This window comes from Mannheimia sp. E30BD, assembly GCF_041807785.1.
In the GTDB taxonomy this organism is placed as follows: domain Bacteria; phylum Pseudomonadota; class Gammaproteobacteria; order Enterobacterales; family Pasteurellaceae; genus Mannheimia.
This window is the reverse complement of the sequence record NZ_JBGTYX010000013.1, coordinates 29,415-50,884: the sequence shown is the minus strand read 5'-3', so window position 1 is coordinate 50,884 and position 21,470 is coordinate 29,415. Positions and strand designations below refer to the sequence as shown.

Below are 21,470 nucleotides of genomic sequence, written 5' to 3'. Positions count from 1 at the left end.
GGTTACGCCTGCTACAAACAGCTCTATGAGTTTATGTTGTTTGTACTGACTTAGACGACTTTTTCTCATAAGGTTATCTTAACCTAAATGGAAGTTTTAGTCGTTATCTAGGACAGCCCCAAATATTAAATGACAGCTGACAGGATTCAACCTATGCAGCCGATGTTAATTCCATTCTAGTGAATTCACACCTCGGCAAGCACTCCCATCACTTAATTCTCAAACAGCCCTAGTTGCCTCAAATTAAGTTGCCTGAGTGTTGCGCCTCTCCCGTAGCAGAAGAGTCTGCTACTATTTTTCAATGTTTGAAAAACTTATATAGAAATACCTTCTTGTCGATGATTTGTCAATGAATATTTACAATATTGATATAGAGTTATTTGAACGAAATAATACTCCTAAATTATTTTTTGAAATGGATCACAAAATTCAAATTATTTTATTGTAGTGTTCTTGTGTTGTTCTATTCTTACTTTACTCATTATGAGGTAACTTAGGAGACAATATTATGAGTGTATTAACATATTTGCAAAAAATAGGGCGTGCCTTAATGGTACCTGTTGCGGCATTACCGGCCGCTGCATTATTAATGGGAATTGGCTATTGGATTGATCCCGATGGTTGGGGGGCTAATAGCCAATTAGCAGCATTACTGATTAAATCAGGTGCTGCAATTATTGATAATATGTCGATTCTATTTGCAGTTGGTGTTGCATTTGGAATGTCGATAGAAAAAGATGGTGCAGCTGCACTATCAGGCTTAGTGGGGTATTTGGTGTTAACGACCTTACTAGCTCCGGCTGCTGTTGCTCAGTTATTAGGCGTTGCTGTAGAAGAAGTACCTGCTGCATTCGGTAAAATCAATAATTAGTTTATTGGTATTTTGGTAGGGGTGATCTCAGCTGAACTTTATAACCGCTTCTACCAAGTGGAATTACCAAAAGCATTATCATTCTTTAGCGGTAAGCGTTTAGTGCCGATTGTGGTTTCTGTAATTATGATCGTCGTAGCATTTATCTTGCTCTATGTGTGGCCGGTTATTTTCGGTGGATTGGTTTCTTTTGGTGAATCAATCAAAGATATGGGGTCAGTTGGTGCAGGTATTTACGCTTTCTTCAACCGTTTATTAATTCCTGTTGGCTTACACCACGCACTTAACTCTGTATTCTGGTTTGATGTGGCGGGCATTAATGATATTCCTAATTTCTTAGGTGGAGCGAAATCGTTAGCGGAAGGCAAAGCGGTAGTAGGTGTAACTGGTATGTACCAAGCAGGGTTCTTCCCTGTGATGATGTTTGGTTTACCAGCAGCGGCACTTGCGATTTATCATAGTGCAAAGCCGGCTAAGAAAGCCCAGGTTGCTTCTATTATGTTTGCTGCTGCACTAGCATCATTCTTTACGGGGATTACAGAGCCGTTAGAATTTGCCTTTATGTTTGTTGCACCGGTACTTTATGTAATACATGCACTACTAACAGGCTTATCCGTTTATATTGCCTCATCAATGGAATGGATTGCAGGCTTCGGCTTTAGTGCAGGCTTAGTAGATTTAATCTTATCTAGCCGTAACCCTCTTGCTGTTCAATGGTATATGCTTATTGTGCAAGGTGTCTTATTTGCTGTTATTTACTATGTGCTATTTAGAACCGTGATTCGTTTATTTAACCTAAAAACGCCGGGTCGTGAAGATGAAGATAGTATCCAGGTGTCAGCTGAAACCTCTCGTAGTGAGCAGGCTGCAAAATTTATTGAGGCATTAGGCGGCAAAGAGAATATTACAAGTATTGATGCTTGTATTACTCGTTTGCGTTTAATTTTAGTAGATACAGCCAAAGCGAATGAAGCAAAATTAAAAGCTTTAGGTTCAAAAGGAAATGTAAAACTGGGCGAAAATGGCTATCAAGTTATTTTAGGACCTGAAGCAGAATTTATTGCAGATGCAATGAAAAAGCTATAATACCGGTTAGAAAATAGAAGTAAGCGGTCAGAATATTGTAATTTTTTGCAAAAATCTGACCGCTTGTTTTATGCCTTTTTATTGATTGGTGTGTGTTTATGGCTTGCCATTTTTTGACGAATTTCACGGCGTTGTTTTGAAAGTTCCGCGTTACGAATCATATAATCATCAACACGGTTTTCATAATCATAACGCATATTAGCAATAATTGCACGTACGTCTTCAATCGACATTTCATCAGTGATGTATTGAGTTAGATTATCTAATAACAACACACGTTTTTGGTTATCACGAATTTTGCGATCGTTATCGGCAGTTTCGCGATGTAATTTATTTTTTAAACGATAAAGATGTACATATTCCAACATATCGTGGAATGATTTATTCACTTCAGACATAGAAAATCCTCTTGGTTAAGTTGATTAAAAATAAGTAGATAAATCCTATTCTTTTTCTGCCAATTCGTCAAAAAATTTTGTGTTAATTTTATGATTTAAATCTATTATCAAAAAGTTCGTTAAATTTGTAGTGATATTTAGCTTAAAAATGGTAATATCTTATCATTTATGGTTATTAAGGGATTTTGTTATGTCATCAAATATCATTCCTCGTGAATTTGCTGCAATTGATTTAGGCTCAAATAGCTTTCATATGATTGTAGCCCGTATTGTGAATGGCTCAATTCAAGTCCTTTCTCGTCTTAAACGCCGTGTTCGATTAGCTGATGGGCTTGATGAAAATCTAATACTCAGCCAAGACGCTATCGACAGGGGTGTGGATTGCTTGGCATTGTTTGCAAAACGCTTAAAAGGCTTTTCGCCGGAAAATGTGAAAGTGGTCGGTACTTATACCTTACGCAGAGCTGCAAATAAGCAAGACTTTCTTGGCCAAGCAAAAGCGGTTTTTCCTTATCCAATTTCAATTATTTCCGGGCAAGAAGAAGCTCGATTAATTTATTCAGGTGTTAGCCACACACAGCCCGAAACGGGTAGAAAGCTCGTAGTGGATATTGGTGGTGGCTCAACAGAAATTACTATTGGCGATAACTTTAATCCAATTCGGGCAGAAAGCCGTCATATGGGGTGCGTGAGTTTTGCCAAGCGTTTTTTTCCAAACGGGGAACTGACTACCGAACTCTTTGATAGTGCTTATCAGCTGGCAATGGAAAAAATTGAAGACTTGATGTGGGAGTACCAAGAATTAGGTTGGGAACACGCACTAGGCTCGTCAGGCACAATTAAAACTGTTCATCAAGTTCTTATTGCTAACGGCTATCGAGATGGAATGATAACCGAGTCTCGCCTACAAAAAGTGATTGATTTATGTTTAGGATTTAAATCGTTGAATGAGATAAAAATGCGAGGATTACTGGAGGAACGAGTAGATGTGTTAGTTCCCGGTTTAGCTATTTTGTTAGCCCTTTTCCATACCTTCAAAATTGAAACCTTGCGCTATTCTAACGGCGCTTTACGAGAAGGCGTGATGTATGGCTTAGAAAAAAGTTTCCAAGTGGGCGATATTCGCCAGCGAACAGCTGAAGCCTTAGTGGAGCAGTTTGATTTAGATAAAAAGCAAGCTGCAAGAGTAGAGAAAACAGTATTTATGCTTTTTGATCAAATTCGAGGTTGGAAAAACCGTCGCCAAGTTGAAGATTTCCGCTCTATGTTGAAGTGGGCAAGTTTATTGCACGAAATTGGTATTGTTGTAAATCATAATAATGTTCATCGCCACTCAGCTTATTTGATTTCGAACCGAGATTTACCGGGTTTTGATTTTGAACAGCAAACGTTGTTAGCGGTTTTAATGCGGTATCATCTCAAAGGGTTTAAGCGTTCTGATATTCGTAGTATTAACCGCTACCAATATCGTGATATTTTGACCTTAGTTCGTTTATTTAGATTAGCGGTATTACTTAATCGTTCTCGCCAAGCAACGGTTGAACCGAAGCAGATTGTTCTTTCTATTGAAAATAACGATTGGCATTTAGCGTTTGACGAGGGATTTTTGAGCCAGAACCCATTAGCATTAGCTGATTTAGAAGACGAGCAAAAGATATTATCTACTGCAGATCTTAGTTTAACCATTTCTTAAAAGACAATCGCTATTCACTATTTTCATTAACGCTTAAAGGCGTTAATGATTTCCTTTCCAATAAAATTTGATCTACCTCGCATTTTTGAAATTTTCTTATTGAGATTATTCTATTAAGCCATTATTCTTTCTTTTATTGGAGTATATCTTCATAAATAGCTATTTATGGAGTGATACATCAAATTATATTAAAAAAATAGATTGAGGAAAAACCTATGTTATTAGCCGATTTATCAAGAGATGATTACGCAAAATCATTACCATCTCTATTTGCTCGCTTATGTGGGAAATTAAAAACTTTAGATTTAGCGAATTTAGAACTAGGTTGGCAGGATTTAGAAGATGGCATTCGTATGAATGTGATGTCGTTTGAAACCAGCCCTGCAGAAGGCAAAAAAGCGGAAATGCACCGTAAATTTGTGGATATTCAACTTCTTATTGAAGGCGAAGAGATGATCGAATATGGCTTAAGCCAGCCTGATTTAGCAAAATATGATGAATATCGTGATGAAGATGACTACCAGCTTACCGATGCGATTGATGATAAAAATGAAGTTATTCTTAAACCAAATATGTTTGCTATTTTCTTGCCTTATGAGCCACACAAACCGGCTAATTCAGTAAATGGCAATAAAGTATTGAAAAAATTAGTAGTAAAAGTTCCTGTGGAATTATTATAGGAGGTGGGAATGTCTGCTAGAGGAAAAATTCTTAATACAATCAGCTCACTACAAAATAGTTTAACTAAAACAGAAAAGAAAATAGCAGCAGTTATTTTATCTCAGCCGGAATTGCTTAGCCAATGTTCTTTATCTGAGGTTGCTAAACATTTAGATGTTGGTGAAGCAACCTTTATCCGTTTTTGCCGAACATTAGGCTTTAAAGGCTATACTGATTTCAAATTAGAATTAGCAATAGAACTTGCTACTCAAAATCAAGATAAACGAGTTTTATTGGATACGGATGTATCTGAAGGCGATACATCGAAAGACATTGCCAATAAGCTAAAAAATAGCTTGGATAGTGCAATTAGTGAAACTATTAATTTGCTTGATTTTGATGTGCTGGAAAAAGTTGTACAAGAGCTACGGAAGGCTAAAAGAATATTTTTATTTGGTGTAGGTTCTTCAGGGCTAACGGCAGAAGATGCCAAACATAAATTAATGCGGATTGGGCTGCAAACTGATGCAATAACTAATAATCATTTTATGTATATGCAAGCCGCTCTTGTTGAAGAAGGTGATTTAGTCATTGGTATAAGCCATTCAGGTTACTCTGAGGAGGTTGTGAAATCACTCCGTTTCTCTCGTGCAAATAAAGCCACTGCCGTTGCGATTACCCATAACTTACGTTCCCCTGTCACGGAAGAAGCAAATTATGTATTAATTAATGGTAATCGACAAGGTCATATGCAAGGCGATTCTATTGGTACAAAAATGTCCCAGCTTTTTGTATTAGATTTAATTTATACCTTGCTAGTAAAAGCTGAGCCTGAAAACGCTTTAAAGCAAAAGCAAAAAACGTTGAATGTAATTTTAGAGCAGAGAATTAAAAGCTAGTCAGAACATTGGTTTGTGAAAGCACAATCTGAGATTAATTTGTATTCATTTAAAGCAAGCAGTTATGAAAATAGCTGCTTGTTTTGTTTTTGGTGTTCTATTTCTTTTATTTAATTTGCAAATTATCAAGGAAATCTGACCGCTTGTTAGTATTTTTGCGAAGTAGATCACAGTGTTTTTTAGATACTCGTTATAGAATAAGCACTATTTCATTTTATCTTAAGGAGTATTTATGGGAGACAATGTAACAACGAAAAAGCTGATTGTCGGTACAATTTCATTGGCGTGTGCAGTCATTTTCTTTGGTGGTTTTGCTAAAGATATTGCAGGCGGCATTTTTGATTTTGGTAAGCTAACAGGGCAATTCCCTGAATGGTTAAAAACAGCAGGGGGAACAAGTACAAAAGGCGGCTTTATTTTTGCACTAACCTTAGTGCCTAGCGTAATGCTGGCACTTGGTTTTGTGGCAATTTTCGAACATTTTGGTGCTTTGGCTGCTGCTTCAAAATGGTTAAGCCCAATTTTAAGACCGTTAATGGGCATTCCTGGTAGTGCTTCAATTTCATTAATTGCTAGTACACAAAGTACTGATGCAGGCAGCTCAACCACCAAGTTCCTACGCAATGAAGGCAAAATTACTTACAAAGAATTATTAATCTTTGCCGCCTTCCAATTTAGTGCAGGTGCATTACTCACGAACTTCTTAGCCTCTTTTGCTCCATTGTTATTAATTTCAGATAAATCAGGTGCAGTTGCTCCAACCTCCATTGCAATGTGCTTAGGCGTGATTTTCCTATTCAAGATTTTCGGTGCTAATTTAATGCGTTTATATGTGAAAAAATTTGTGAAAGATACGGAGACAGAAGTATGAGTACGCAAAAGAAATTAATTACAGATATTTTTATTGATGGTGCACGCAAAGGTTGGGATATTGCCGTACATAGCACAATTCCTAATGTACTGATGGCATTTGTGATTATTTATATGCTTAATGCGTCTGGCTTACTGAAAATCATTGGGGAATGGCTTGGTTTTATTATGGCACCAGTTGGTTTGCCAGGAGAGGCGATCGCGGTATTTCTTGCTGCATTTCTTAGCTGGGGAGGTGCGGCTGGAGTATTAGTTGCGCTAGTCCAAGAAGGTGTATTGAATGTTCAGCATATTGCTATCTTGCTACCGGGTATGGCGTTAGTTGGTTCAACTGTGCAATATATGGGGCGTATTCTAGGCGTATTAGGCGTGCCAGGTAAACATTATTTAGTGCTATTTGGTATCTGCATTATCAATGCTTACCTTGCTATGTTTGTAATGCAATTTTTAATCTAGGAGGCTGTAGTGGAAAAACAAATCGTCGAAAAATTCTTAGCAGAATTAAAAGAAATTACGGATATTGAAAGCCCAGCAAATTCCATTGAAGGCGTTAATCAAGTAGCACAATGGTTTATTAGTAAAGCTGAAAAATCTGGCTTAGAGTATAAATGTTTACCAATGACGAGCGATAAGGTAGCAGAGAGCTTGCTGATTAGTAACGATCTGAATGCTTCGCAATATGATATTCTTTTTGTGGCTCATATGGACACAGTTTTCCCTGTGGGTACAAGTAAAGATGTCCCATTCACCTGTAAAGATGGAATTGTTAATGCACTAGGGGTAATTGATGATAAATCAGGTGCTCTTTTAACCTTCTATATTTTAGAAGAATTAGATTTAAGCAAGTTGAAAATTGCGATTTACCTGAACTCACACGAAGAAATTGGCTCAACTTATGCGAAAGAAAGCATTCGTGAATATGCCCGAAAATCAAAATATTGCTTTGTAATGGAGCCAGCCCGTGAAGATGGCTCAATGGTGGCAACTCGAAAAGGGGTCATTACCTATGATGTTGAATTTCACGGTGTGGCTGCTCACGCAGGGAATAACCCAGAACGAGGGCGTTCAGCATTAGTTGAAGCCGCTAATTTTATTGTGGAATTCTCTAAACTGAACGATTATCAAGTAGGACATACCTTTAACTGTGTAATGACGCACGGCGGCACTGCACATAATGTGATTGCTGATTATGCCAAATTAACCATTGAAATGCGTTATCGCTTGCCATCATCAAGAGAATATTTTGAACAGCAATTGCAACGAGTGCTAGACAACCCGCTCATAGAGGGGGTAACTTCAACTAAAACTTTGATAAATGATGAAGCACCTATGATTGATGAAGTTCATCTACCAAAAATCAAAGTATTATTTGATGAGGTAGGAAGCGAATTACAAACTGAGACTAAATGGGTTGATGCAGGTGGATTAAGTGATGGTAATATTGCATCTTCAGCAGGTTGTCCAACTATTGATGGTTTAGGTCCAACAGGGAGTAATATGCACGCTAAAACCGAATATTTAGTCGTGGATTCGATTATCCCGAAACGTAATTTAGTTGTTAGTGTGATTAAGCGGTTATTTAATCTCTAAAAACAGATACAAGCGGTCAAATTTCTACATTTTTTTGCAATTTAACGAGCTGTAGGTTACAGCTCTTTTATTTTATAGATATTGTTGTTGCTCTTTCATTAGTTGAGAGAAGAAATCAATCAGCACTCGCACTTTTGGCGAAAGATAACGGCGGTTTGGGTAAAGTAGGCTGATTTGCAGGGAATCTTGCTCTAAAAATGGCATAATCGGCACTAACTCGCCATTTTTAAGTTCTTCTTTTATCAAAAACTTCGGAATATTGATAATTCCTAGCCCTGCTTTTGCCATTTGTACCAACGCATAGCCATTATTACTGTAAATTTTCCCTTCAGGTTTAATGCTACTTTTCTGCCCTTGTTGCGTAAATTGCCATTGTGGGTGATATTCATAAAGCAAGCAGCCTCGCTTACTTAGTTCTTCAAGGCTTTGAGGTTCGCCATTTTGAGCGAGATAATCAGGTGAAGCAACTAGTACGAGGTGCGAGTCAGCAATTTTTTTCGCCACAATAGAGCTGTCTGCAAGGCTACCAATACGCAAGACTAAATCAAATCCTTCGGCAATCACATCAACTCGGCGGTCGCTAAATTCAATGTGAAGCTGTAAATTAGGATAGCCCTCCATAAACTTTCCTAAATAAGGGGCAATAAAGCGAGAGCCAAAATCCATCGGCACAGACATTGTGATTTTACCTTGTAGAGTTGAGCTGATGTTACTCACGCTCGCTTCTGCCTCTTTCAATTCATTCAATATAGGCAAACAGCGATGATAATAGAGTAGCCCAGCTTCCGTTGGGGTAATTTTACGCGTGGTGCGTTGTAATAAACGCACATTCAAATATTCTTCTAATTGAGCCACTAATTTACTTGCCATTGGCAGGGAGATTTGGGCTTGCTGAGCGGCTTGAGTAAAACTTTGCGTTTCAACTACTTTGCAAAATAGACTGATTGCGTTTAGTTTATCCATTTTCTCTCTTCTTTATATTGTAATTTCTGTTAAGGCTTGCTATCGTAAAAATAGTATATTGAAAAATCAATTAAAAAAGAAAGAATTTCAAGAAAATCCAAATAATTATTAAAAATTAGGTAATAAACTATGGGAAAATCACTTGTTATTGTGGAGTCTCCAGCTAAGGCGAAAAAAATTAATCAATATCTCGGTAGCGACTATGTTGTGAAATCAAGCGTGGGGCATATCCGTGATTTACCGAAAAGCGGCAGTGATGAAAAAACTGAAAAAGCGAAGCCGATTTCAACCAAAGGACTAAGTGCGAGCGAAAAAGCAAAAGTAAAAGCAGAAAAAGAACGTACAGCTTTAGTGAAACGTATGGGGATCGATCCGTACAATGGTTGGAAAGCAAACTATCAGATTATGCCTGATAAAGAAAAGGTGGTGTCTGAATTAAAATCGTTAGCGAAAAAGGCAGATCATATCTATCTCGCAACTGACTTGGATAGAGAAGGGGAGGCGATTGCGTGGCATTTGCGTGAGATTATTGGTGGCTACGATAGCCGTTTTAGCCGAGTGGTCTTTAATGAAATTACCAAAGATGCGATTAAAAAGGCATTTGAAGATCCGCAGCCGCTAAATATTGATCGTGTTAATTCTCAACAAACTCGCCGCTTTTTAGACAGAGTGGTAGGCTTTATGGTATCGCCATTACTGTGGAAAAAAGTTGCTCGTGGCTTATCCGCAGGGCGTGTGCAATCTGTGGCGGTAAAATTGCTCGTTGAGCGTGAGCGTGAAATTAAAGCATTCCAAAGTGAAGAGTTTTGGACAATTCAAGCCAATACGCAAATTAATCGTAAAAAATTACCGCTTGAATTAACCTCTTATAAAGGCAAAAAATTCGCCGCCAAGAATGAAGAGGAAGCCAATGTTGCGGTTCAAGCGTTAGAAAAAAGCGATTTTATCGTTTCTAATATTGAAGCGAAAGAAACGAGTTCTCGTGCCTCTGCTCCATTCATTACTTCATCGTTACAACGTACCGCAAGCACACGTTTAGGCTTCGGGGTAAAGAAAACAATGATGTTAGCTCAGCGTTTGTATGAAGCAGGTTATATTACTTATATGCGTACAGACTCTACCAATCTAAGCCGTGAAGCTCTAGCGATGGCTCGAGGTTATATTGAAGATAACTTCGGTGCAAATTATTTGCCTGAAAAAGCCAATGTGTATCGCAGTAAAGATAACGCACAAGAAGCCCACGAAGCCATTCGTCCGTCTGATGTAAACGTGAAAATGGCAGATTTAAAAGGTATGGATAAAGACGCAGAACGTTTATATGACCTAATTTGGCGTCGTTTCTTAGCTTGTCAGATGTTGCCTGCACGTTATGATTCGACTTCATTAACCGTTCGAGCTGGCGATTATGAATTAAAAGCAAACGGACGTGTAATGCGTTTTGACGGTTGGACAAAAGTATTGCCTGTGCAAGGGAAAAATCCTGAAGATCAAGAATTACCTGCAGTAGAACTTAACCAAAAACTCAACCTTGATGAGGTTGTACCAAGCCAGCACTTTACCAAACCACCAGCCCGTTTTAATGAGGCTTCTCTGGTGGCAGAGCTTGAAGAACGGAAAATTGGTCGTCCTTCAACTTATGCTTCGATTATTTCAACCATTCAAGAGCGTGGTTATGTTCGTACCGAAAATAAACGCTTTTATGTGGAAAAAATTGGCGAAGTGGTAACGGATCGTCTAAATGAATCTTTTAAAGATTTAATGAACTACGATTTTACCGCTAATATGGAGGAAATTCTCGACCAAATTGCGGAAGGCAATAAGAATTGGAAAGAAGAGTTAAATACATTCTTCAAACATTTCTCTGAAGAGCTAACCCAAGCGGAATTAGATGAGCTTGAAGGTGGAATGAAGCCAAATAGCCTTGTACCAACGGAGATTGATTGCCCAACCTGTGCAAGAAAAATGGCAATTCGTACCGCTTCTACAGGGGTTTTCTTAGGTTGTACAGGCTATGCTTTACCACCGAAAGAGCGTTGCAAAACCACGATGAATTTAATTCCAGAAGCAGAATTTTTCAATGTGCTGGATTCTGATTCCGAAACTAAGGCGTTAATGGCCCGTAAACGTTGCCCGAAATGTGATTCTGCGATGGATAGTTATGTAATTGATGCAGAACGTAAATTGCACGTTTGTGGGAACAATCCAAATTGCGATGGCTACATTGTAGAACAAGGCTCATTTAAAATTAAAGGCTATGATGGGCCTGTTGTTGAATGCGATAAATGTGGTGCGGATATGCACTTAAAACTCGGTCGTTTTGGTAAATATATGGGGTGTACAAGCTGTGATAACACTCGCAAAGTATTGAAAAATGGCGAAGTTGCTCCACCACGAGAAGAGCCTATCGCTTTCCCTGAGTTAAAATGCGAAAAAGCCGATGCCTATTTTGTCTTAAGAGATGGGGCGAGTGGCGTCTTTATGTCTGCCCACAATTTCCCGAAAGTGCGTGAAAGTCGAGCACCAAAAGTGGCTGAATTGGCAAAATTTCGTGAAAGATTGCCTGAAAAATTACAATATCTTGCTGATGCTCCACAGCAAGATCCTGAAGGGAATGAGGCGATTATTCGCTTTAGTCGTAAAGAGAAACGTCAATATGTTACTTCAGAGAAAAACGGTAAGGCGACCAAATGGATCGTTGATTACGTTGATGGAAAATGGGTAGAACACACAAAATAATAGATTAATTGATGTTACAAGCGGTTAAATTTCTCTCATTTTTTGCAATTTGCAAATTATAAAAGAAATTTAACCGCTTGTTTTTATAGATTTTGGATTAATTCATCAATCGCTTTACTTAATTTATTGCGATCGTGGCGGTAATAAACATCATCGGCTGATAAGTTTTTACGCAATGTCTGAATATGTGCTGGAAGTTCTGATTGTTCATCATCAGTGGTAATCACGCCATTTATGCGAGTTTGTCCGATACAGTTTTCAATCCATTCAATTCGTTGATTAAGCGATAAATTCCCTGCAGGGCCGTGTTCTTGCCCGATATTATCAATAAAAATAACCTTAGCTTGGCTTTGATGAATGGCTTGAGCAATATCCGAAACCAGTAAATTTGGCATAATACTGGTAAAAAAGCTACCCGGTCCGAGCAGTATTAACTCTGCTTCTTGAATGGCAGAAATCGCTTCTGGCGTACCTAATACAGGCGTATCTAGCTCTAAATGATGGGGTGTTTCAGCAAGTGCATCAATTTGAACCTCGCCTAATACTTTTGTACCGCATTGTAGCTGTGCAATTAAATGAACAGGCGTTTCTGACATCGGGATAAGTTTTGATCTAACGTGCAATAAATCTCGAACAAGGTTAATACCCTCAAGCGGTCTGATTTGCATATTTTCAAGGGCGGTAAGAATAAGATTACCGAGATTGTGCCCACCCAGTTCGCCAGTGCCGCCAAAACGATATTCAAATAGGCGAGAAGCAACCGTAGGCTTGACAATAATTTGATTTAAACAGTTGCGTAAATCGCCCCAAGCAATCACACCTTGTTGAGAACGAATACGCCCTGTTGAGCCGCCATTATCGGTAGTGGCAACAATGCCTGTCAGTCGTTCTTTTAAAAAAGGTAGGGCAGAGAGTAGCCGCCCTAAACCGTGTCCACCACCTAATGCAACAACAGTATTGAGTTGGTTTAGGTGATGATGGCGAGCGAGCTTTATTTGAGGTAGTTCTTGAGTGTCCATTCTTTGTTAAAACGCTTATTTCTCTAAAATAATTGCCTCTGTATGGCTAGATGGAATGGCTTGCACAACGGCTTTAACTAATGTTGCTAACGGAATTGCAAAGAATACGCCCCAAAATCCCCATAAACCGCCAAAAATCAGTACTGCAATAATAATAGTGAGAGGGTGCAGGTTTACAGCCTCAGAAAATAGATACGGTACAAGTAGGTTTCCATCTAATAATTGGCTGATGATAAAGGCGAGCATTATATAATAAAAATCAGACGATAAACCAAACTGGAATAAAGCAACCAACATTACGGGAATACTCACTAATACTGCACCGATGTAAGGAATTAATACGGAAATTCCTACTGCAACCGAAAGAAGTAATGGGTAGCGTAAATCAAAAAAGAGGAAGATAATGTAGGTTACCACCCCAACAATCACAATTTCCAAAAATTTGCCACGAATATAGTTAGCAATTTGTTGCTGCATTTCAAACCATACACGGGTTGCCAAGCGGCGATTTTGTGGTAAAACGCTGCTAAATGAACGCATTAGCACTAATTTGTCTTTCAATAAGAAAAACACCATTAACGGCACCAGGAAGGTATAAATACCTAAGCCAACCAAGCTAATAATAGAGTTGATAGAAATCGTTAAAAGTGATTCGCCCATACTCAAAATATTGCTTTTTACGGTATTCATAATGGAATCCACAGTAGCGTAATCCACTAATTCCGGATAATGCTCCGGAAGCCCTTGTAACCAAGCATTGAGCAAATTAAACATTGACGGCAAATCTTGAATAAAGGTTACCGCTTGGTTCCATAAGGTTGGTAGCAATACCACACCTAAGAATGAGAGCAAAGCGATAAAACTTCCTAAAATTAAGATAACGCTCAGTGTTCTAGGTAATTTCAATTTAACCGTTAAAAAACGAGTAGGCCATTCAAGTAAATAGGCAAATACAAGGGCAACTAATAGTGGCATTAATAGATCGCTGAAAAAATAAATAATACCGAACCCAATTAACAGAATGCCAAATAAAACCACTATTTGTGGGTCGGTAAATTTTCTTTGATACCACTCTCGCAACATTTGAAACATATTTTGTATTGCCTTTTTAACTCACTATAAAATTATTTTTGACTACAAACCGCAATAAACCCTAATTTTTGATCAGGATCGTTGAAAATTTTATACATTTTATTAAAGGTTTCACGATTTTCAGGTTTTAACGCATTTCCTACGATTTTCATTGCCCCTAACACACCTTCATCGTAAATTAACCCTTTCGGAGAGAGCAATGACATCTCACCTGAAAAAGTTTCTACATTTCTAAAACCACAATGATGGAATAGTGCTTTCCAATCTGGCTTTGTAAGTGGCGATACCGTAATATTAATCGCATTACGCAGTTCCGCTAATAATTCATCGGCATTGTCGGTGTTGAGCATAATATCGTGTGTAAGTAAAAAACCGTTTGGTTTTAACACTCGGAGATATTCACGAATTGCTTTCTCTTTAGCTTCTTGTGGAAGCATTGTCAGCATTGCTTCGTTAATCACAATATCAAAACTTTCATCTTCAAATGGCAGTTTTGTTGCATTCGCTCTTTGCACTTGAACTAAATGCTCAACTTCTTGATCTTTGATGTTTTCACGGGCTTTTTCAAGTGCTTCTTCGTCTAAATCAACGCCAATAATTTGGCATTCAAACTGTTTAGCCAACTGGATAGCGGTTGTACCCATATTACAGGCAACTTCTAATACTTTTTTATCTTTCGAAAAATCACCGCTTCCAATTAACCAATCCGTAGCAAGTTTTCCACCCGGACGTAAACGAGTTTTGCCTAAGCGAGCTAAAAAATGATGTCCAACTTCTTCTTTTTTCATAATAAAACCTCTGAATTTGCAAAATAATCTGAAAATATGACCGCTTGCATTGAAATTTTTACAATTATACCCAATTTTTATATACAGCGGCAGATGAATTTGACAGAATATTGCTTACTTTTTATGAAGAGGAAAATAGTATGACGAAACAAAATAATGGCTATCTCCATCAGCGAGGTGAAATCAAAGAAAGTGCAGTAAAAGCATTAGTTACAGATCCGCTTTTTAGACATAAAGTTGAAAAGAACCGTAAAGGTAAAGGCAGCTACCGCAGACACGAGAAGCATAAAAATGTGGCTTATGGAAAAAATGAAACCCCATTTAAAAATGTTCAAAGAGAGCCTTTTTAAATGGGGTTTTAATTTGAGTGTTACTTGCTGAAATAGTCAAATAAGGGGGCTGGGTTTTGAATATAAGTGGATAGCTGTTTTCGTTCCGGTTGCCCCATATAAGGGATCTGCCCTAATAATGGAGTATTAATTTTTTGCGTAAGTAACTCAATTAATTCGTGATAATGGCGTAAACCCGGATTAACTCGATTTGCTATCCAACCAATTAATTTTCCGCCACGTTGTAGAATTTCATTTGCCGTCAGCAAAGCGTGATTGACACAACCTTCTTTAATTCCCACCACTAATACCACTGGCATATCATTTTGAATTACCCAATCAGCAAAGCTGTAGTCTTTGTTGATCGGGGTTAGCCAGCCATAAGTGCCTTCAACCACCACATTAGGGAATTTAGCTTCTAGCCTAGCCAAATCACTATTCAATTTTTCTAATTGAATGTGATGAACGGCATCAAGTGCAGCAAAGACAGGTGTGCTGGAGTGAATAAAGGTATAGCTGTTAATATCACGATAGCTTACTTCTTTAGGGCAACTGTCTAAAATCGTCAATACATCGGAATTATCTTCCGCGGCATAATCATATTGAGTTGGCTCGGTTGGCAATGAATCATCACCACCGCATGCAATCGGTTTATAGCCAACTACAGGAAATCCTTGTTCAGTAAGTATTTGGATAATAGCTCTTGTAACAATTGTCTTTCCTACATTGGTATCTGTTCCAGTAATAAATAATGATGGCATTACAAATTCCTTTGACAAAAAATTTACGTTCTGTAGTTTAACCAAGAAAAAATTAATTTATACTGTCCTTGATCAAATTTCCGTTATAAATTCCTTGTTTTATGGCAGAACAAGCAATTAATGGGCTATTCCAATCATATTGGCTGGTTACTAAATCAATTTTCAGATCTTGTTGTAATAAATTTTTATGTAATTTTGCCGAAAGTTGGTCAAACAACGGCTCTTTTATCCGAAGTAGAGGAGAGTTGAACATAATTTTCTCACTCGAGAAAATATTGACTAAATTCATTAATGCATAGGCTAAATTGTCGGTAATATGCTCTAAAATAGTTAATGCAAGCGGTTGATTTTCCTCAATTTTTTGACAGAATAAGCTGATTTTTTGTTCTGGCGTGGCTAAATCATTTGGTAAATATTTATCAATTAATTGCACAATAGCAGGAAAAGTGACTTGATTAATCAGTTTATAACGATCGATCGCTTCCAACTCAGGAACGGTTTCATCACTTAATTGGCTAAATTTTGGCAGTTGCATATTATCCACATTCATTTTTGATTGTTTATGTAATAAATTACCGTTTAATAATACGCTTACGTTTATAGTGTCATCTAATTCAATGAAAATGACATTGTTTTGGCTAATCAAAGAGCCCACTGTCGATTCTGCCAATAGCCACAATTGAAAATGTTCACTTAATAAAATTGGACAATCAAATAATGAAGCAAGTTTAGGTGTGATATAGCAAAGCATATTATGATTACCTAATTGTATAATACTCCCTTTTTCCGCATTAATTCTACCTACAACACTTACCGAAACAGCAAGTAACTGTTCGTTATTGATAGTGTGAGCTTGCTGGAAATTGTCGATAAACTTCAAAATGTACTCATCTAATTGAGCATAGTTTTGAGGCGAGATTGTACAATCTTGCTTGCGGATTTGCTTACCATTTAATTGACAAAGCGAAATTTCAACCTTATGCGGTGAAACTGTTACGCATAATAATTGCCAAAAGAAATTCGAAACAGCTAAGCCAACAGAGGGGCGACCTCGTGCTAGGGTATTTTGCACCGTTCTTTCTAAAATAAAATGGCTATCTATCAATATTTTAGTCAGGTTAGTAACAGAAGCTGGAGCTAAGCCAGAGAGTTTAGCTAAATCAGTTCTTGAAATTAATTCAAATTGCTCGATGAGATAGTAAATTTTACCTAAGTGTAAGGCTTTGTTATCGGAAAACATTTAAAAATCCCTTTTATCATTTTGATGGCGGCAATTATTTTTTGATCTAAAAAAAATAACAATCTTTTTTTGTTTATAATGAGAAGCAGATCACAAATTATTTTATTCTTTGAAAAAATTACGGAAAACGAATATGAAATCTTTAATTCGCTATAACTGGATCGAGACAAACGAACAACTAGCGGCAGTATGCGAAGAGGCTAAAAAAGTAAATATCGTAGCTCTTGATACTGAGTTTATCCGCACCCGTACTTATTACCCTATATTAGGTTTAATTCAGTTATATGATGGTAAGCAAGTTAGTTTAATCGACCCTATGACGATTTCTGATTTCTCGCCTTTTGTCTCATTATTGGTAGACAAAAGTACAATAAAAGTGTTGCACGCCTGTAGTGAAGACTTAGAAGTTTTTGAGCATCAATTCAAACAATTACCAGAACCAATGCTTGATACGCAAATTATGGCGAGTTTTGCGGGAGTAGGAATATCAATGGGCTTTGCGAAATTAGTTTCCCATTATTTAGAAGTTGAACTGGATAAAGGGGCTTCTCGCACAGATTGGCTTGCTCGCCCCTTAACTGAGCAACAGTTACAGTATGCAGCAGCAGATGTGTGGTATCTATTACCTATTTATGAAAAATTGGCTGAGGAATTAGCAAAGGGCAGCTGGCAAAATGCAGTTAAAGAAGAGTGTGAGGCAATATCAGCTAAAATTAAGCGAGTTGAAGATAAAACCAAAGCCTACAAAAATATTGCTAATGCGTGGCGATTAAACCAGCAAGAGTTAGCTATCTTACAAGTTTTAGCTAAATGGCGGATTGATGAAGCAGAAAAACGAGATCTGGCGTTAAATTTTGTGGTAAAAGAAGCTAACTTATTTCAGATTGCCAAGATACAACCAAAACATACCTCTCAATTATTAGAATTTATGCACCCAAGTGAGGTTCGAATTCACGGCAAAAAAATTCTCTGGTTAGTTGAGCAAGGAAAATCGGTTAAGCCTGACGATTATCCTATGCTTATTCAGCGGTTAGTGGACGAAAAAGGCTACAAATATAGTATGCAAGCGATGTTGCAAAAATTAGCTGAAATTCGACCACTTGATCTTGCCCCAGAACTGATTGCCAGCAAACGCCAATTAAACCAATTATTTAAATGGTTTATTGATGACAAGCCACAAGAAAAAATGCCTGAATTGTTGATTGGCTGGCGTAAGCCCTTCGGCGAACAATTATTATCGATTTTATTGTAAAATTAATTAGGACTATTTGTATTTAGCACAGTATAATTGTCTAAAAAGGAGTAAATATGGAACATAAAAAACTACCTAAAGCACTAGATGCTATTGATTTAAAAATCTTAAATGAGCTACAGCGTAACGGAAAAATCTCAAATATTGAGTTATCAAAACGAGTAGGACTCTCGCCAACGCCTTGTTTAGAGCGAGTTAAACGCCTTGAAAAAAATAATGTGATTACAGGTTACAAAGCTTTATTAAACCCAGAATTGTTAGATGCCCCTTTATTGGTTATCGTGGAAATTACCCTTGTCCGAGGTAAGCCAGATGTATTTGAGGAATTTAATAAAGCAATCCAGCAGTTAGACGAAATTCAAGAATGTCATTTAGTATCGGGGGATTTCGATTATCTATTAAAAACCCGTGTGGCAGATATGGCAGCATATCGTAAATTACTGGGTACAACCTTATTACGTTTACCCGGTGTGAATGACACTCGAACCTATGTGGTAATGGAAGAAGTGAAACAAACTAACTATTTGTTGTTAAAGTAAGGAGAATTGAGTGTTAGAACAACTCAAACCACATTTAAAGGGTAAAGAGACGTTTATTAAATTCGTGCTTCTATTAGCCTGTCTATTTGGTATTTATTTATTAGTTGCGTGGGCAAGTTATAGCCCGTTAGATAATGCGTGGACAGCAGCAAGCACGCTTACACAAAAAACCTTAAATAAAGCAGGTGGTTTTGGTGCTTGGAGCATTGATATGCTTTATGCTATGTTTGGGAAAGTGACCGTGTTAGTCCCTTTTACATTAATCATTTCATCAATTTATGTGTTAGGAATGGGGCTAAGCTCTGAGATGAAATGGAAAACTTTTTGTTTTCGCTTAATTAGTTTTATCTTACTGATGGTTGGACTTTCAGGCTTATTTAGCGTGCTTTTCTCAAACACAGCTTACTATCTTTCTGGTGGGTTTATTGGCGGAATTTGGCAATCTGTGCTTTCTGAAGCGATAGGTCAGTTTGGTGCGTTATTGATTGCGATGATTTGTACTGTTGCAGGTTTATATTTCTGTTCAGCTCAATCACTCTTACCGATTTTATTGCAGTTCTATGATTGGTTGATGGCAAAAACAGACGATCGTAAGTCTGATGAAGCCTCGTACAATTTGCAAGATTCGGAGCAAAATCAACCGCTTTCAGTTGAACAAGAAACAGCTGCTGAGGTTGAGGAAGAAAAACAGCCGCAATTTACTGATATCTCAGCATTCAAACGCCCAAATATCAGCGGTTTAAGACAATCTACTACTGAAACAAATAGTAGTGAAATGTATGATATTGAGCAAGATTTAACATTCCCAACCATTAATATCAATACTCAACTTGAATCTAGTGATGAGGTTATTGAACAAGTTGAATCTGAAGAATTGGATTATCGCTCGCAGCATATTCAAACAAATGAAGTGCAAATGCCGACAATTCGTTTAAATACCGCAATTGAAAATGCGGTTGAGGCTACAACATCATTTACCGAGACAATTCAAAACGACGTAATCACGCCTCAAATCCAACTGGAAAATAGCATTGAGGAAGAGGTTGAAGAAGAAATTGATGATGTACGTGAAATTACGCCTGAATTTATGGTAGCACCACCGAAAGCAATGAAAGAGGTTACGGAACAGCCAAATTACCCGAAAGGTTATGGTGATACTTTAATTCACCCACTGTTACAACGAAAAGTAACTACTGAGAAACCAACAACCCCATTGCCAACATTAGATTTGTTAGATAAAGCGCCTGTGCAAATACAGCAAATTACCGAGCAAGAAATTCGTGATACTTCCGTGCGTTTAGAGGCGGAATTAGCCAATTTTGGAGTGAAGGCGACAGTTGAAGATGTATTAGTCGGTCCTGTAGTTACTCGCTATGAAATTCAACCTGCAGCGGGAGTTAAAGCTTCAAAAATTACTAATCTTGCGAGTGATATTGCTCGTGGTTTAATGTTTAAGGCAATTCGTATTACCGAAGTTATCCCAAATAAGCCTTATATGGGAATTGAAACCCCAAACAAACAGCGTGAAACTGTGTGGTTGCGTGATGTATTAGATAGCGATGAATTCCGTAATACCACCGCAACCTTGCCGATGGCGTTAGGTAAAGATATTAGTGGTGAGCCGGTTGTGGTGGATATGGCGAAAATGCCACACTTATTAGTAGCAGGGCAAACAGGTGGTGGTAAATCGGTTGGTGTGAATACAATGATTTTAAGCTTGTTATTCAAACTTACACCAGAGCAAGTTCGCTTTATTATGATTGACCCGAAAGTGGTGGAACTTTCTATTTACAATGATATTCCGCACCTATTAACGCCTGTGGTAACCGATATGAAAAAGGCAGCCAATGCGTTACGCTGGGCGGTGGAAGAAATGGAACGCCGTTATATTTTAGTCAGCCATTTACAGGTGCGTAATATTGAAGGCTACAATGCGAAAATTGACCAAGCAGCGGCAATGAATTTACCGATTCCTGATCCAACGTGGCGACCGGGTGACTCAATGGATAGCTTACCACCGCCACTACAAAAATTAAGCTATATTGTGTTAATTGTGGATGAGTTTGCGGATTTAATGATGTCTGCCGGCAAAGAAGTAGAAGAGTACATTATGCGAATTGCCCAAAAAGCAAGGGCGGTGGGTATTCACTTAATTCTTGCGACACAACGCCCATCAACTGACGTTATTACAGGGGTAATTAAGGCGAATATCCCAAGCCGAATTGCCTTTACGGTGGCGAGCCAAATCGACTCAAGAACGATTTTAGATTCTGGTGGTGCGGAAGCCTTATTAGGGCGAGGCGATATGTTGTACTCTGGAGCAGGCAGCCCTGATATTATTCGTGTGCACGGTGCGTTTATGAAAGATGAAGAAGTGCAACGTGTGGCGGACAACTGGCGAGCAAGAGGAAAACCTAACTATCTGGATAGCATTGTTGAGTCTAAATCAGAAGATAATAATGGTAAAAATGAGAATGCAGGAGGCGATTTAGATCCGCTATTTGATGAGGTAGTCGAATATGTAGTTGAAACAGGTTCTGTTTCTATCAGTAATATTCAACGTCGCTTCTCACTCGGGTTTAATCGGGCTGCGAGAATTGTGGATCAAATGGAAGCACAAGGCATTGTATCCGAACCAGGCAAAGGTGGAAAACGAGAAGTACTTGCAAGGTAAGCTTTAATAG

18 protein-coding genes, 2 pseudogenes and 1 riboswitch are annotated in these 21,470 nt (G+C 38.0%); of the genes and pseudogenes, 12 read left to right on the top strand and 8 right to left on the bottom strand.

The genetic code is table 11. The annotated features are described in order from the left end of the window. Window positions 1-69 (bottom strand): annotated as a pseudogene (locus ACERCG_RS08405) (IS1595 family transposase); the annotation flags it as partial. Between the two features lie 34 nt (window positions 70-103). Further along, a riboswitch (Lysine riboswitch) is annotated at window positions 104-278 on the bottom strand. 230 nt (window positions 279-508) lie between these two features. Here ACERCG_RS08405 and nagE point away from each other — a divergent pair. Further along, window positions 509-1,957: pseudogene (gene nagE, locus ACERCG_RS08400) on the top strand (N-acetylglucosamine-specific PTS transporter subunit IIBC). Between the two features lie 68 nt (window positions 1,958-2,025). On the opposite strand, the gene ACERCG_RS08395 reads toward nagE, so the two are convergent. Beyond that, the gene (locus ACERCG_RS08395) at window positions 2,026-2,355 is read right to left on the bottom strand and encodes a DUF496 family protein (protein WP_373611585.1); all 330 of its coding nucleotides are present in this window, start codon (window positions 2,353-2,355) and stop codon (window positions 2,026-2,028) included. A gap of 190 nt (window positions 2,356-2,545) precedes the next feature. On the opposite strand from ACERCG_RS08395, the gene ppx reads away from it, so the two are divergent. From ppx to ACERCG_RS08365, 6 genes are all read left to right on the top strand, one after another. Next, window positions 2,546-4,048: an exopolyphosphatase gene (gene ppx, locus ACERCG_RS08390; RefSeq protein ID WP_373611584.1), complete on the top strand. Its 1,503-nt coding sequence runs from the start codon at window positions 2,546-2,548 to the stop codon at window positions 4,046-4,048. A gap of 215 nt (window positions 4,049-4,263) precedes the next feature. Then, complete coding sequence (gene nanQ / locus ACERCG_RS08385) at window positions 4,264-4,728, top strand: N-acetylneuraminate anomerase (RefSeq protein ID WP_373611583.1); 465 nt, start codon at window positions 4,264-4,266, stop codon at window positions 4,726-4,728. A 9-nt stretch (window positions 4,729-4,737) separates the two neighbouring features. Continuing rightward, window positions 4,738-5,607 (top strand): MurR/RpiR family transcriptional regulator, encoded by an 870-nt coding sequence (locus ACERCG_RS08380; protein ID WP_373611582.1) that lies wholly within the window; start codon window positions 4,738-4,740, stop codon window positions 5,605-5,607. A 232-nt stretch (window positions 5,608-5,839) separates the two neighbouring features. Then, window positions 5,840-6,478, top strand: coding sequence for a nucleoside recognition domain-containing protein (locus tag ACERCG_RS08375; protein ID WP_373611581.1), 639 nt, complete (start codon window positions 5,840-5,842; stop codon window positions 6,476-6,478). Beyond that, entirely contained in the window at window positions 6,475-6,933 is a 459-nt protein-coding gene (locus ACERCG_RS08370; RefSeq protein WP_373611580.1) for a YjiG family protein, read from the top strand. The genes ACERCG_RS08375 and ACERCG_RS08370 overlap by 4 nt, the downstream gene beginning before the upstream one ends. A gap of 9 nt (window positions 6,934-6,942) precedes the next feature. Further along, window positions 6,943-8,067: a M20/M25/M40 family metallo-hydrolase gene (locus tag ACERCG_RS08365; RefSeq protein ID WP_373611579.1), complete on the top strand. Its 1,125-nt coding sequence runs from the start codon at window positions 6,943-6,945 to the stop codon at window positions 8,065-8,067. A gap of 72 nt (window positions 8,068-8,139) precedes the next feature. On the opposite strand, the gene ACERCG_RS08360 is transcribed toward ACERCG_RS08365, so the two are convergent. Then, window positions 8,140-9,030, bottom strand: a complete 891-nt coding sequence (locus ACERCG_RS08360; RefSeq protein ID WP_373611578.1) for a LysR family transcriptional regulator — start codon at window positions 9,028-9,030, stop codon at window positions 8,140-8,142. A gap of 129 nt (window positions 9,031-9,159) precedes the next feature. Here ACERCG_RS08360 and topA point away from each other — a divergent pair, with 129 nt between their 5' ends. Further along, window positions 9,160-11,766, top strand: coding sequence for a type I DNA topoisomerase (gene topA, locus ACERCG_RS08355; RefSeq protein ID WP_373611577.1), 2,607 nt, complete (start codon window positions 9,160-9,162; stop codon window positions 11,764-11,766). Between the two features lie 83 nt (window positions 11,767-11,849). Here the strand turns inward: topA and yvcK are convergent, their stop codons facing one another. From yvcK to ACERCG_RS08340, 3 genes are read right to left on the bottom strand one after another with little or no spacing between them, the layout of a single operon-like run. Then, complete coding sequence (gene yvcK, locus ACERCG_RS08350; protein WP_373611576.1) at window positions 11,850-12,785, bottom strand: uridine diphosphate-N-acetylglucosamine-binding protein YvcK; 936 nt, start codon at window positions 12,783-12,785, stop codon at window positions 11,850-11,852. A gap of 15 nt (window positions 12,786-12,800) precedes the next feature. Continuing rightward, window positions 12,801-13,877: an AI-2E family transporter gene (locus ACERCG_RS08345; protein ID WP_373611575.1), complete on the bottom strand. Its 1,077-nt coding sequence runs from the start codon at window positions 13,875-13,877 to the stop codon at window positions 12,801-12,803. Between the two features lie 32 nt (window positions 13,878-13,909). After that, window positions 13,910-14,665: a methyltransferase domain-containing protein gene (locus ACERCG_RS08340; protein WP_373611573.1), complete on the bottom strand. Its 756-nt coding sequence runs from the start codon at window positions 14,663-14,665 to the stop codon at window positions 13,910-13,912. Window positions 14,666-14,805: 140 nt separating this feature from the next. Here ACERCG_RS08340 and ACERCG_RS08335 point away from each other — a divergent pair, with 140 nt between their 5' ends. Beyond that, complete coding sequence (locus tag ACERCG_RS08335; RefSeq protein WP_373611572.1) at window positions 14,806-15,015, top strand: alternative ribosome-rescue factor A; 210 nt, start codon at window positions 14,806-14,808, stop codon at window positions 15,013-15,015. 20 nt (window positions 15,016-15,035) lie between these two features. On the opposite strand, the gene bioD is transcribed toward ACERCG_RS08335, so the two are convergent. Both bioD and ACERCG_RS08325 read right to left on the bottom strand, forming a co-directional pair. Next, complete coding sequence (bioD, locus tag ACERCG_RS08330) at window positions 15,036-15,755, bottom strand: dethiobiotin synthase (RefSeq protein ID WP_373611571.1); 720 nt, start codon at window positions 15,753-15,755, stop codon at window positions 15,036-15,038. Window positions 15,756-15,807: 52 nt separating this feature from the next. Further along, window positions 15,808-16,995 carry an ROK family protein gene (locus tag ACERCG_RS08325; RefSeq protein ID WP_373611570.1) on the bottom strand — a complete coding sequence of 396 codons (1,188 nt, stop codon included), beginning with the start codon at window positions 16,993-16,995 and terminating at the stop codon, window positions 15,808-15,810. Between the two features lie 133 nt (window positions 16,996-17,128). On the opposite strand from ACERCG_RS08325, the gene rnd reads away from it, so the two are divergent. The 3 genes from rnd to ACERCG_RS08310 are packed head-to-tail and all read left to right on the top strand — an operon-like array spanning window position 17,129 to window position 21,460. Next, entirely contained in the window at window positions 17,129-18,247 is a 1,119-nt protein-coding gene (gene rnd / locus ACERCG_RS08320) for a ribonuclease D (RefSeq protein WP_373611569.1), read from the top strand. A gap of 56 nt (window positions 18,248-18,303) precedes the next feature. Beyond that, complete coding sequence (gene lrp / locus ACERCG_RS08315; RefSeq protein WP_025236006.1) at window positions 18,304-18,786, top strand: leucine-responsive transcriptional regulator Lrp; 483 nt, start codon at window positions 18,304-18,306, stop codon at window positions 18,784-18,786. Window positions 18,787-18,796: 10 nt separating this feature from the next. Beyond that, window positions 18,797-21,460, top strand: a complete 2,664-nt coding sequence (locus ACERCG_RS08310) for a DNA translocase FtsK (RefSeq protein ID WP_373611568.1) — start codon at window positions 18,797-18,799, stop codon at window positions 21,458-21,460. The last annotated feature ends 10 nt before the right edge of the window (window positions 21,461-21,470 follow it).

Bases quoted from the DNA above. Each gene is read 5' to 3' on its own strand.
- ACERCG_RS08375 (WP_373611581.1), top strand. From the start codon at position 5,840: ATGGGAGACAATGTAACAACGAAAAAGCTGATTGTCGGTACAATTTCA.
- ACERCG_RS08325 (WP_373611570.1), bottom strand. From the start codon at position 16,995: ATGTTTTCCGATAACAAAGCCTTACACTTAGGTAAAATTTACTATCTC.
- ACERCG_RS08335 (WP_373611572.1), top strand. From the start codon at position 14,806: ATGACGAAACAAAATAATGGCTATCTCCATCAGCGAGGTGAAATCAAA.
- bioD (WP_373611571.1), bottom strand. From the start codon at position 15,755: ATGCCATCATTATTTATTACTGGAACAGATACCAATGTAGGAAAGACA.
- ACERCG_RS08340 (WP_373611573.1), bottom strand. From the start codon at position 14,665: ATGAAAAAAGAAGAAGTTGGACATCATTTTTTAGCTCGCTTAGGCAAA.
- ACERCG_RS08345 (WP_373611575.1), bottom strand. From the start codon at position 13,877: ATGTTTCAAATGTTGCGAGAGTGGTATCAAAGAAAATTTACCGACCCA.
- topA (WP_373611577.1), top strand. From the start codon at position 9,160: ATGGGAAAATCACTTGTTATTGTGGAGTCTCCAGCTAAGGCGAAAAAA.
- ACERCG_RS08380 (WP_373611582.1), top strand. From the start codon at position 4,738: ATGTCTGCTAGAGGAAAAATTCTTAATACAATCAGCTCACTACAAAAT.
- nanQ (WP_373611583.1), top strand. From the start codon at position 4,264: ATGTTATTAGCCGATTTATCAAGAGATGATTACGCAAAATCATTACCA.
- ACERCG_RS08360 (WP_373611578.1), bottom strand. From the start codon at position 9,030: ATGGATAAACTAAACGCAATCAGTCTATTTTGCAAAGTAGTTGAAACG.
- ppx (WP_373611584.1), top strand. From the start codon at position 2,546: ATGTCATCAAATATCATTCCTCGTGAATTTGCTGCAATTGATTTAGGC.
- yvcK (WP_373611576.1), bottom strand. From the start codon at position 12,785: ATGGACACTCAAGAACTACCTCAAATAAAGCTCGCTCGCCATCATCAC.
- ACERCG_RS08370 (WP_373611580.1), top strand. From the start codon at position 6,475: ATGAGTACGCAAAAGAAATTAATTACAGATATTTTTATTGATGGTGCA.
- rnd (WP_373611569.1), top strand. From the start codon at position 17,129: ATGAAATCTTTAATTCGCTATAACTGGATCGAGACAAACGAACAACTA.
- lrp (WP_025236006.1), top strand. From the start codon at position 18,304: ATGGAACATAAAAAACTACCTAAAGCACTAGATGCTATTGATTTAAAA.
- ACERCG_RS08395 (WP_373611585.1), bottom strand. From the start codon at position 2,355: ATGTCTGAAGTGAATAAATCATTCCACGATATGTTGGAATATGTACAT.